This window comes from Priestia endophytica (assembly GCF_026790145.1).
GTDB lineage: Bacteria > Bacillota > Bacilli > Bacillales > Bacillaceae_H > Bacillus_I > Bacillus_I endophytica_A.
In genome coordinates this window covers 1-10,753 of sequence record NZ_JALAMS010000082.1, presented here as the reverse complement: position 1 = coordinate 10,753, position 10,753 = coordinate 1, and the positions used below count along the sequence as shown (strand labels likewise).

The 10,753-nt window shown below is 33.6% G+C and carries 12 protein-coding genes; 9 read left to right on the top strand and 3 right to left on the bottom strand.

The window, feature by feature from the left end:
• Nucleotides 1-427: 427 nt before the first annotated feature.
• Nucleotides 428-793, bottom strand: a complete 366-nt coding sequence (locus MOC86_RS27145; protein ID WP_268586991.1) for a winged helix-turn-helix transcriptional regulator — start codon at nucleotides 791-793, stop codon at nucleotides 428-430.
• A 329-nt stretch (nucleotides 794-1,122) separates the two neighbouring features.
• Between MOC86_RS27145 and MOC86_RS27140 the strand changes: the two genes are divergently transcribed.
• Nucleotides 1,123-1,704 carry an NAD(P)H-dependent oxidoreductase gene (locus tag MOC86_RS27140; protein ID WP_268586990.1) on the top strand — a complete coding sequence of 194 codons (582 nt, stop codon included), beginning with the start codon at nucleotides 1,123-1,125 and terminating at the stop codon, nucleotides 1,702-1,704.
• Nucleotides 1,705-2,925: 1,221 nt separating this feature from the next.
• Here the strand turns inward: MOC86_RS27140 and MOC86_RS27135 are convergent.
• A complete protein-coding gene (locus MOC86_RS27135; protein WP_268586989.1) occupies nucleotides 2,926-3,411 on the bottom strand; it encodes a hypothetical protein in 486 nt (161 codons plus the stop codon).
• 841 nt (nucleotides 3,412-4,252) lie between these two features.
• Here MOC86_RS27135 and MOC86_RS27130 point away from each other — a divergent pair.
• Nucleotides 4,253-4,450, top strand: coding sequence for a helix-turn-helix transcriptional regulator (locus MOC86_RS27130; protein ID WP_268586988.1), 198 nt, complete (start codon nucleotides 4,253-4,255; stop codon nucleotides 4,448-4,450).
• A gap of 4 nt (nucleotides 4,451-4,454) precedes the next feature.
• The gene (locus tag MOC86_RS27125; protein WP_268586987.1) at nucleotides 4,455-4,934 is read left to right on the top strand and encodes a DUF3278 domain-containing protein; all 480 of its coding nucleotides are present in this window, start codon (nucleotides 4,455-4,457) and stop codon (nucleotides 4,932-4,934) included.
• Nucleotides 4,935-5,183: 249 nt separating this feature from the next.
• Here MOC86_RS27125 and MOC86_RS27120 read toward each other — a convergent pair whose 3' ends face one another.
• The gene (locus MOC86_RS27120) at nucleotides 5,184-5,765 is read right to left on the bottom strand and encodes a hypothetical protein (RefSeq protein ID WP_268586986.1); all 582 of its coding nucleotides are present in this window, start codon (nucleotides 5,763-5,765) and stop codon (nucleotides 5,184-5,186) included.
• 576 nt (nucleotides 5,766-6,341) lie between these two features.
• On the opposite strand from MOC86_RS27120, the gene mobV reads away from it, so the two are divergent.
• The 6 genes from mobV to MOC86_RS27090 all read left to right on the top strand — a co-directional run bounded on the left by mobV (nucleotide 6,342) and on the right by MOC86_RS27090 (nucleotide 10,726).
• Nucleotides 6,342-7,562 carry a MobV family relaxase gene (gene mobV / locus MOC86_RS27115; RefSeq protein ID WP_268586985.1) on the top strand — a complete coding sequence of 407 codons (1,221 nt, stop codon included), beginning with the start codon at nucleotides 6,342-6,344 and terminating at the stop codon, nucleotides 7,560-7,562.
• Between the two features lie 119 nt (nucleotides 7,563-7,681).
• A complete protein-coding gene (locus tag MOC86_RS27110; protein ID WP_268586984.1) occupies nucleotides 7,682-8,359 on the top strand; it encodes a DUF3967 domain-containing protein in 678 nt (225 codons plus the stop codon).
• A gap of 312 nt (nucleotides 8,360-8,671) precedes the next feature.
• Complete coding sequence (locus MOC86_RS27105; protein WP_268586983.1) at nucleotides 8,672-9,535, top strand: helix-turn-helix domain-containing protein; 864 nt, start codon at nucleotides 8,672-8,674, stop codon at nucleotides 9,533-9,535.
• A gap of 181 nt (nucleotides 9,536-9,716) precedes the next feature.
• Complete coding sequence (locus MOC86_RS27100) at nucleotides 9,717-9,899, top strand: hypothetical protein (RefSeq protein ID WP_268586982.1); 183 nt, start codon at nucleotides 9,717-9,719, stop codon at nucleotides 9,897-9,899.
• A 9-nt stretch (nucleotides 9,900-9,908) separates the two neighbouring features.
• Nucleotides 9,909-10,529 (top strand): GNAT family N-acetyltransferase, encoded by a 621-nt coding sequence (locus tag MOC86_RS27095; RefSeq protein ID WP_268586981.1) that lies wholly within the window; start codon nucleotides 9,909-9,911, stop codon nucleotides 10,527-10,529.
• 56 nt (nucleotides 10,530-10,585) lie between these two features.
• Nucleotides 10,586-10,726 (top strand): hypothetical protein, encoded by a 141-nt coding sequence (locus tag MOC86_RS27090; RefSeq protein ID WP_268586980.1) that lies wholly within the window; start codon nucleotides 10,586-10,588, stop codon nucleotides 10,724-10,726.
• Nucleotides 10,727-10,753: the final 27 nt, after the last annotated feature.

Sequence of the window (10,753 nt, the reverse complement as noted above, 5' to 3'; positions counted from 1 at the left end):
TATCTTCTTTTAGTTAAGGACTTTATTTGAAAAGAGTGCATAAAACCTAGGTTTTTTATGCACTCTTTTTGTGTTGGAGAACAGTAGAAAGCTTGCTAACCCAACGATGTATAAAATCCTGCATAAAGGAGAAAAAAGAGAAGTTCCAGAATCCTTGGGGGACAAGGGGTCTGCGCCTCTTCAACTTCCTCTAAGATAGATTATGTTAACTAGTTTTGTATAAAGTATTCATCTGATACTTTGGGATCTTGTTCAATTAAAGAGCCATTTAATTGAATAAAAGGTTGCATAAATGCTTCGGAATCAACAGCTTTAAGGACGGAAGTTATGCCACGTGCCGATAAAAAAGTACATGTATGTTCGAAATGAAATGGTATGTACAGGAACGAAAAAAGACACTTTTACCAGAGTCTTTTTTTCATTGAGATCAAAGGGTGTTCGTGTCGTCCCCATTCGTATTCTTCATAAATTCGATATGCTTAAATCCCCACCCGCACATGTCGGTCAAAACCGAACTTAACGTTCTTCCGTGATCGGACAAAAAATATTCAACTTTGGGCGGAATCTCTTGATACACTCGGCGTACGATGAGTCCGTCCCGTTCCATCTCACGAAGCTGATTGGTGAGCATTCCTTGCGTGACATTAGGAAGCAGACGTCTCAATTCCCCGAACCGCTTTGTGCCTTGATGCAGTAAAATAAACAAAATGAGTGGTTTCCATTTTCCTCCGATTACCTGCAGAGTGGCCAATATCCCCTGTGTCTTATTAGAATCGCGAATTTCCCCTTGCATCTTACCATCTCCCGATCACATGATCTTTACCTTCATAGTTGTAATTTTATCAAAGTATCCAGAATGAAAACAGTACGATGATTTATCATACTTAGTACGGTAAACCGTACTACCTACCGACATCAGGCAACGTCTATGGTACGTTTCACAGGACCTAGTCTGAAAAAAAAGCGTACTTTGCAAAAATGAAATTCCGGACAATAATAGGAGTGTAGATCACGATGCTACGAAAAATGAGAAAGGATGATCGTTATGAAAAATTATGGTTATCGCTGCACATCCCAATCTAAGTAATTCTCGGGCGAAGTCATATCAAAGGAATGAAAGGAATGGATAATATGAAAACATTAGTACTCGTTATACATCCGAACATTGAATCCTCCCGAGTAAATAAAAAGTGGAAAGAAGCGCTTTTAAGTGTACCGAGTATAACCGTTCATGATCTTTATGAAAAATATCGTAATCAACCCATCGATGTCGAATTTGAACAACAACTACTCCTTGCCCATGATCGTATTGTTTTTCAGTTTCCGTTGTACTGGTACAGCAGTCCCCCACTTTTAAAACAGTGGTTTGATGAAGTGTTTACCTTTGGTTGGGCTCATGGACCTGGTGGAACGAAATTGAGAGGAAAGGAATGGGTGATGACCATTTCTATCGGTTCACCTGAACATTCTTTTCAAGCCGGTGGTTATAATTTATTTTCAGTAAGCGAACTGACAAAGCCCTTTCAAGCATCTGCTAATTTTGTAGGCATGACCTATCTTCCTCCCTTTGTCGAATATCGTTCAAATAAAATCAGTGACCAAGAAATCGCCCAAAGTGCGATTCAGTATGTAGAGCATATTACAAATATAGAATTAAACCCGAAGATTCGTCTTCGTAACTATCTAAAACAACTAGCAGAATAAAATATCCGAGTCTAATTTTTTATACCGATAAAAAACATTATGTTAACTAGAAATGAATAGCGTATACAGTGTAAAAACAGAAAAACCTACTGACCATGCCCAGTAGGTTTTTCTGTTACACATCAACTTTTAAGAGCGATACTTTACGTATCTTGAGTAGTTTGCTCTATATAGAAAATGTTATTCATCTTTTAAAACAAAGATTGATGAACAAATAAAATATTTTTGAATATGCTTAATATAGGTTACTAGATTATCAGAATATGAACGTTCCTCTTTTTATTATATTTGAGAAAGTTCAATAAAACCTTCATGGCTTATTTTTTGTTCTCCGTTAATTTATATATAGGGTTATAAGGACAACTCTAGTATACATAGGTATTATTACGGTCCTGGTTGATTTCTTCAGTTTTTCAGTTCTTTTTGACTTAAAAAACTTGCGAACTTAGCACTACATTGTTTGCATGCTCTTTTTTATTAAGTTGATTAAGGTTAGTGAAGGAGGGTACCTATCCTATTACAGTAGTAGAGAGTTTTGTATCAAGAGGGGGAAGGGGGATCAACTTTTTTCATTACAGATAACCTTCATTATAATAATTAAGTTTTATAAGATGGATAAAAAAACATTGATGTAAAATTCAAAGGATAGATAAGAATGGAATAAGAGTTTTAATTTTACAAATAGTTAGAATTGTTTTATTCTTTAATGAAGGAGGGTCCCTCCCTTCTTCATGTATTTTACACTACATAGCCCTCCTTCATTGGTAAAAGGAGAGGCCTTTTTTTATTCAAATTGAACATTACTTCCTCTAATGAACATTATGTAAATTAATTGTGAATAGTAATATTATAAATCAATATATGGCATTAATAATATTAGTAGTATTAAAACTTCTGATTTTTAATTAATTAACACAAGAATATGAAATAGTTTTGAATATATTAAAAATATGCATGGGAAACTTATTTAGCTTCCTTTCACATATATTTTTAAAAAATCAAGAAAAATCACCTTCCTCAATTTCCTTGATTTCAAAAAGCCCAGGAAAGTCTTCTTGGACTTTGTTCTATTATTGACAATAAAAAGGATCTTCGATTTGAAGGTCCTTTTTTCAATGCCGATAAAAAAGATTATGTTAACTACAATTGTATATTTTATACAGTTTAAAAATAGAAAAATTCCCTTCGTCTATGGTGAGATTTTCTATTCTATATATTTTATTAAGCCTCCTTTACTTCAAATAGATCTCTATCAATTACTTCTCTTTCCCCTGTACGAGTATTTGGTTCATCATCTTTTAGGTATCTCTTATATCCATCAGTACTTAACCATTTTGTATCTCCACTAGTATGAAGTTTAAAGTTCAAAGTATCTTCGTTTCCACTAGAATGCCAGAATTTTATTCTTCCCCAAGCATCTAAGAAAAAACAAAACCGTGATGCATTTGCTTTTGTATCTAAATATACCCATCCCTTGCCACTACGTGTAAAATATTGACTACCTGACCAGTTACAACTTGTCATTTTTATGTAGTACTCGCCTGGTTTATCAGGATGTTGTTCAAAAATAACAGGTGTTCCAGACTTTGAATCACCTGATAATTTAACATAGTCATAGCTAGCATATGGTTGATAAGTTAAAGCAGTTTCTTGATGTACTTTTCTTAGTAAATACTTTTTGCCTTCAACAATTTCATTTACTGCCATAGGGTAAACACTCCTTATTATAATCAAATTTATAATATGGTATAGTTAAATATTTAACTATATTCCAATAAAAGTATGTTTTTAACCAAAAAAAGGATATTTAGAATCGTTAAAGGAGAATTAGATAAACATAAAGACTTACGAGATAATAACTTTTACATCTCTATTTGCTCCTAAGCGTTAATTACTTAATACTACCGATAACATCCATTATGGTGCGACAAGAAGTCGCTTTTATATAGTGTGGCTCACGCCACTGGTTTAGACGCAAAAACTATCCTCATTGCAACTCATAGTTGCTATCTATAAACGATGTTGGAAACTAGTTATATTTGTTACTTAGAATATGTGTTTTATTCTAACTCTAAAAGCTTGAATATAGACAAGGTACAGGTTGTATTTTTTATCCTACGGAACGCTATCGCTTAAAAAATCTCCACCTTTTACTCCTTGTCTATATCCATTTTGCAGTCTTCGTTTGTTTTGCCGAACGACCGATAAACTGATGAGACACAAATAATAGGTCGTTCGAACACAACAAGTATAGACTGCAAAACTGCCTCATCATCCGTCCTAAATGATTTCTCCTATTCTATAAAAGATAACGTGGTAAGACCGTGGGGCTAGCCCCACCACCCCAGCCTCACTCCCGATACCTGATGGATAGAAAATACGGAAAATAAAAAATAATTAAATATAGCATCTACTCAGAAAATAAATAAGTGAAGGTAATAATGACGTAAATCTAAAAGAATTCGTAAATATTATTGAATTTTTCACCTTTATAATGTAATATATAAATTGCATAAGTGATATATGTATTACATTATGAGGTGTGATTATGCCAATAAATAAAATTAAATTAGCAAGGATGGAAAAGAAATTAACACAACAGGAATTGGCTGACAAAGTAAATGTTACAAGACAAACAATTGGTTTAATTGAAGCTGGGAAGTACAATCCTACTTTAAAGTTATGTATAAGTATTGCTAAATCATTAGATAAAACATTAGATCAACTTTTTTGGGATATGGGGTGATAACATGGAGAATTCTTGGATATCTTTTTTATTGCCTAATGATGAGTATAAAAGGAATAGATTGGTTTATTTTTTAGCGGAATCATCTGTGGTACTTGCAATTTGTTTAATCTTATCTTTCTGTGTAAATAATTTGTTTCCTAAATTAAATTTCGACACTGATTTTATACTGATAATTAACATTGGAATATTTATCATATATTTATTATTAAGATATATATGTTCCGGCATTGAATACACTAATGTTTCAACTCGACAAGAATTTGCTTTACAGAGAAGGAATATTATTGTTAAATCAATTACTTTTGTTATTGTTTTCTTTGTATTTTATCTGGCCGTTATAGGAATACCTAGAGTGCAATTCTCTTGGCTTGAAATTATATTAACTCCGTTAATAGCAACATTTTTCTTTTTTCTAATAAATTATTTTTCTTTAAAACGTTCCTATAAAAAAAATAAACAATTATTAGATTCTAATGAATAGGGCATTATTAAAGGTGGCTGATCAATATGGGTAAATATCTTTCACTTCTTATTATTTCATTTATCCTACAAATAATTTTCTTTAAAGTTGTAGGTTTAGATAATTCCGTAGAAGTAATCTATATGATTATGTTTTCAATTTTGTATACACTTCTTACACTTATACTTGATAAGGTATTTATAAAGAGACGTAATTAGAAAGCACTAAAAAACAGCCCATTTATACTGGGCTGTTTTTTAGTGCTTTAGTTTACTTACCGATACAAGCTATACTCCATACTCCTAAAGAGGCAGTTAAACCAACTACTCCACCTTTAACTGCATTTTTTCCAGCAATTTTTAGGACTTCCATAGCAAGCTTTTTCCAAGCCTTTTCTTCGATTAGTTTATTCATTCCACCAGTGATAAAACCGATGCCAGTTGCAATCAAAATTTTATCTTTTACACAACCTGTCCAAGATAATGTACTGATTTGACCCTCATTGGAAACATTAGCTCCTTCTTGTTGAGGTTCTAGTCCTGCTGCATAGAATTCTGTTTCTGTTACAGGTTCTTCATTTACTAATTTGATGAAAATTTTAATTGCTGCTACATTTTCAGTTCCAAAGTAATCTGCAGTTTTTTCCTCATCAAGAACATATTTGTTATCTACCATAGTTGTAGCCTCATCGAAAATAAACTCTAAGTCATTTTCAAGTTGACGCATGTTTTCCGTTTCATTATCTGATGCTGCAAAAGATAATGAAGGTAATAGACTTGCAAAGACCAACATTAAAGCAGATACAGATATAAATAATTTTACTAATGTACCTTTAGAAATAGATAGACTCATAGATATACTCCTGCCTCCTAGAATTTAATAAGCCACTTTTTATATGTAATTTATCCAAAAAGCAACATGTAAATATTATCATGTTTTAAAAGAAAAATGTACCTCAAAAGGTAAAATTATATAAATATATACTTCCATTAATAGATAGGGAGATGTCTAGAGTGTCTGTCCACGGTAAATCGCAAGACCGATAGGTCGAGAATTTAAGGAGTGGATAGACGTACTGCATCCGAACCCTCTTGGCCTTGAACAAACTTTGTTTGTTCCTGCCAACCGGCGAGGGAGCCCCCTCAAAATGTGAGGGGGTTGGGGGAGTTTTTGAAGGGATCCAACGGCCTTCCGTTGGTCGTCGTTTGGGGGCGACACCCCAAGGTCTTTTTCATGCGATAGCATGAATACGGCATAGCCGTACAAGCCTCGCAGAGCACACACTTTTGTTCCAAAAGTATAGTGTGTTATACTTTACATGGAAGTGTTCCGAATAAAGGTCGCTCTCTCCCTATTATTTTGGGAATGTCGAAAACTTTTTTTGGGCACTAGTTTCGTCGAAAAGAAGGAATAAAAAGGGGTGGATTTATGAGCTATGCGATTTGTCGTATGGAAAAGATGAAATCTCATGACCTTAAAGGGATGCAATTTCATAATCAGCGTGAGAGGGAGAGTAAAACGAATCCCGATATTGATAAGGAGCGTTCCCATTTAAATTACGATTTGGTGAATCTAGAAAAGATTGATTATAACAAGCGAGTAAAAGAGATTATTGAGAGTCAAAAAACAGGGACGAGAAAAATACGAAAAGATGCTGTTATGGTTAACGAATTACTCATAACGTCAGACAAAAGTTTTTTTGAGCGTCTAGATCCCCAGCAACACGAAAAATTTTTTAAAGAAAGCTATAAGTTATTTGCAGAAAGATATGGTCAACAAAATATTGCTTATGCGACCGTACATAACGATGAAAAAACACCCCATATGCATATAGGCGTTGTCCCAATGCGTGATGGTAAACTGCAAAGCAAAAATGTTTTTAATCGGCAAGAATTACAGTGGATTCAGGACGAGTTCCCCAAACACATGCAAAAGCAAGGGTTTGATTTGCAACGTGGGGAAAAAGGGTCCGATAGAGAACATTTAAAAACTCAAGAATTTAAAGCTAAGACGTTGAATGAAAAGGTTATGACCTTGGAAAATGATTTACAAGCAAAACAAATGGAAAAACGAGAGATTGAAGACTCAATTAAAGATATAGAAGGTCGCTTAAGCGACTTGGGAAGGTCTATAGACCATGTTGAAAAGGTTGATAAGGTAGAAGTTAAAGAGAAAGGTGGTTTTATTCGCTCTAAAACGCTCGAGATTGGAGTTGAAGACTTTGAAAGTATCAAAACCCTCGCCAAGTCCTCTGAATGGCTTAGAAGTGAAAATAAGGGCCTAGAAATTAAAAATGCAAGATTAGAACAAGAGAAAAAGGATTTAGCTAGACAACGTGATATGTTGGGAACAAAAAATATGGATTTGCAAAAGAAAAACAGTAGTTTAGAAAAAGAAAACGACTTTTTGAAAAAAACTTTAGAGCGAGTAAAAGAGCTCTATTTGGAGAGGATTCCTGAGTTAGCTAAAATGATCGGCTATGTTAAAGCTCGTTTGTTAACTACAGCAAAGGAAAAAATATTAACCAGATATTTTTCAGGAGACGAAGAAATCAAAGGTGCAAAAGAATTTATAGACAAAGAACAAGAACGAAAAAATAGTAAGAAGCAAACTCGGAAAAAAGAGCGAAATTATGAACCTGAGCGTTAAAAAAGAATGGTAGATTCATAACGTCAACGAACGCCTACCATTATCTTGCCAATAGCAGGATTTACGTCAGTATTATAGAATGGTGCTATAAGGCGTTATGACGGGGGTGTTACTATATAATGAATGCATATAGTACTAAACAAGCAGCAGACAACTTGGGTATATCAACTTCAACATTGCGTAAATGGTGTTTGTTACTCGAGAAAGAAGAATATATTTTTGATCGGAATGAGAATAACAATCGTATTTTTTACGATACTGATTTACTAGCGCTTCGCCATATAAAAAAGCTTACACAAGAGGAAGGCCGAACGCTAGAGAACGCAGCGAAAGACGTATCTATCAAGGGACGAGCAAGGAAGAACATAACGGGTAGCGATATGATGGATAAATCAGATTCTAATGGCGATATAGCCGTCATGTCGCGTCATGACGGCTATAAAATAAATCAGTTGTTAGAGCTTGTAGAGAAGCAGAATGAAGTGTTATCTCGCCAAGAAGAACGTATTGATAGATTAGATCGATTTAATCGAGAACTACTCATGGAATTAAAGAATCAGAGCGAAAAAGAAAGAAAAGAAAAGGAGTTTATTATAAAAACTCTAGAGGAAATCAAAGAACGGGACGTAACGATAGGAAAGTATGAGAAATATATAGAGGAAAAGCTAGAGAACCGCGATAAACAGTTTACAGAGGTTGTTCGTGAAATACATGATACAAAACGCCTCATAACGGCTAGTAACGAGGAGAAGAAGAAAGGGTTCTTTTCAAAGTTATTTGGAACAGGGAAAAATTAACTTGATATCCACTTAGCAAACTATTAGAATAGTAAACAAATAAAAGAACGCAAAATAAAAAGAAGCTATATAAGGCCAAGTAATCGGACTGCAATCCTTTTACTTTGGTCGTCTCACCAGTACTGAGACAACAGCTGACCTACATAACTTCTTTGTACTACTTAATTTTTATGTGTACATTCTACCGTAAACTTAAAGTAGTTTCAAGGGAATAATTTGGCGAACTCTCTTTTCTTTTTCGTCGAACAAAGGCGTTGTTGTCCCCTTTTTGAGGCAACAGCGTCTTTTTGTTTGCTAAAAGGAGAGGTAAAAGTGGCTAAACAGGCTATCGAAATCATAGCAAGCGAAGATACATTTAAAAACCTATCAATCTTTGAAAACATTGACCAATTGAACGAAACTGTACGAGCACATAAAGAAATCTTTGAAAATGAATTAAATAAAACACAAATTGCTGTATTAGATCTTCTCCATCGTTACTCTGCAAAATACAAAGGCGTATCATTCTTAACAAAAAACAAAATGGCGGATCTCCTAGGAAAAAGCCGTCGCACTATTATTCGTGCATGCAATCATTTAGAAGAACTCGGTATTATTCGCCAATACGAAATGAAACGAAGCAGTGATATGCAACAGACATCTAATGCTATTGTAATTCAACCAATAGAGCAACCAGTAGAACAACCTATAGCGGATGACACACAAGAAACGGTTAAAATGTCACACCAAGAAAACAATATCTCTTTAAAACAAACCCATAATATAAATACAATACGTGAAGAAAGTGTCTCTAAAAAGGAAATATATCCATCATTTATTCCTAAAAGATTTATAGAAAAGGTACGATCTTACTTTCCTAAAGTAGACGATGTTTATCAATTATGGGGGAAAATTCGTCTTGGTTATCTTCATGCAAATGTGGAACGTCCATTGGAAGATTTAACTGATATGGCCGTTAATATTGTGAATGATTCTATTGCAGCCCTTAAACTAAATCGTATCAACGCTGGACAATCCTTTGATGCTTTACGTCGATATACATATGGAACAGCTCACCGTGTCTTTTTAACAGTTAAACGACAGGAGACTGTACAAAAACAACCGTTAATTAATTTTCTTGAGCCCTCAAAAAGTACCTTAGTGCAAAAATTAGAAGAATTAAGTGTGGAATGGTAAAACCTTAAGGTAATTCATAGCATGTTATTTAACAACTCACCTGTTGAATGAAGATAAACTTACTTTAAAAAGAGAAGTAGATAAGAAGCAAGAAGGAATATTTGAGGTTTGTATATAACATTATATTTAGATTGACTAGACCTACTTCAAGACTGATAATATTAAAAAAGGAGTGGATAATATGAATAATTATCAACCTTTAAAACCTTTGAAAATTAGTGATAAAGAATCGACTAAAATAGGTTTAGAGATGATTGAGAAGCATAGTCAACCTTTAAGTAAGAGAAAAAAAGATTTTCTACAAGAATGTTTAGATCTTTATAATGAACGTGAGGATGCAAAGAAATTAGTTTATAATTTTTAGGAGATTAATATGCGTATTGATTATAAAGAAATAGAATTTATCCCATTAAATGAATACTGTAAAAACAGAAATGAACTTTCTCAAGTTGTCAGTGACTTTAGTTCAGGGGATATGAAAATTGATTCTTTCATTAAAAATTATTATGCTGCCTACTATAATCACATTTTAGGTCTGGCAACTACTAATCTTTTAGTCTATAGAGAAGAAGTTATTGGTTTTTTCACTTCACGTTGTACTTCATTTCCTGTAGACAATGAGGAATCAAAAAGAATTTCATCAGAAATAGAAGTGCCAGCTGTAGAGTTGTCCTATATAGCTGTAGATGAAAGATATCAAGAACAGGGAATTGGAACTTATGTTATTAAAGTACTTATAGGACAAGCTATGGCCCTTAATAAGACTTTTGCTTGTAGATACTTTTTCTTAAGGTCTGTACCTGAAAAAGTAGCCTATTATAGTGACCCTGAAGTATTAGGGTTTGAACAAGTCAGTATAGATGAAGAAGGTTTACATTTAATGAAATATTATATACCTGACTTCAACGATTTCACAGAATTTGAAGATCATCTGGAGTCTTTAAATGGTGATAGTGAGGCAGATATGTTTTTTAAAGAACTTGATAGGGAATAAATCACCAAAGGCATGACTATAAATGTAATATGTCAAAAACCTTGGGGTGTATCAAAATGAGTTTAAAAGGTGTTAAGCTCAATAAACAACAATCTAAGAAAATACTTAATGAGATTGTTAAAGGCCCAAATCGTTCTCGTAAAAGAACTGATTTTGCTAAAGAATGTTTACGTTTAGCAAAGGAAAGAGACAAATAATCATTTGTCCTTAACTAAAAGAAGATA

What these genes read in the sequence shown, in the direction of transcription:
- MOC86_RS27145 (WP_268586991.1), bottom strand. Translation starts at nt 793, where the DNA reads ATGCAAGGGGAAATTCGCGATTCTAATAAGACACAGGGGATATTGGCC.
- MOC86_RS27140 (WP_268586990.1), top strand. Translation starts at nt 1,123, where the DNA reads ATGGATAATATGAAAACATTAGTACTCGTTATACATCCGAACATTGAA.
- MOC86_RS27135 (WP_268586989.1), bottom strand. Translation starts at nt 3,411, where the DNA reads ATGGCAGTAAATGAAATTGTTGAAGGCAAAAAGTATTTACTAAGAAAA.
- MOC86_RS27130 (WP_268586988.1), top strand. Translation starts at nt 4,253, where the DNA reads ATGCCAATAAATAAAATTAAATTAGCAAGGATGGAAAAGAAATTAACA.
- MOC86_RS27125 (WP_268586987.1), top strand. Translation starts at nt 4,455, where the DNA reads ATGGAGAATTCTTGGATATCTTTTTTATTGCCTAATGATGAGTATAAA.
- MOC86_RS27120 (WP_268586986.1), bottom strand. Translation starts at nt 5,765, where the DNA reads ATGAGTCTATCTATTTCTAAAGGTACATTAGTAAAATTATTTATATCT.
- mobV (WP_268586985.1), top strand. Translation starts at nt 6,342, where the DNA reads ATGAGCTATGCGATTTGTCGTATGGAAAAGATGAAATCTCATGACCTT.
- MOC86_RS27110 (WP_268586984.1), top strand. Translation starts at nt 7,682, where the DNA reads ATGAATGCATATAGTACTAAACAAGCAGCAGACAACTTGGGTATATCA.
- MOC86_RS27100 (WP_268586982.1), top strand. Translation starts at nt 9,717, where the DNA reads ATGAATAATTATCAACCTTTAAAACCTTTGAAAATTAGTGATAAAGAA.
- MOC86_RS27095 (WP_268586981.1), top strand. Translation starts at nt 9,909, where the DNA reads ATGCGTATTGATTATAAAGAAATAGAATTTATCCCATTAAATGAATAC.
- MOC86_RS27090 (WP_268586980.1), top strand. Translation starts at nt 10,586, where the DNA reads ATGAGTTTAAAAGGTGTTAAGCTCAATAAACAACAATCTAAGAAAATA.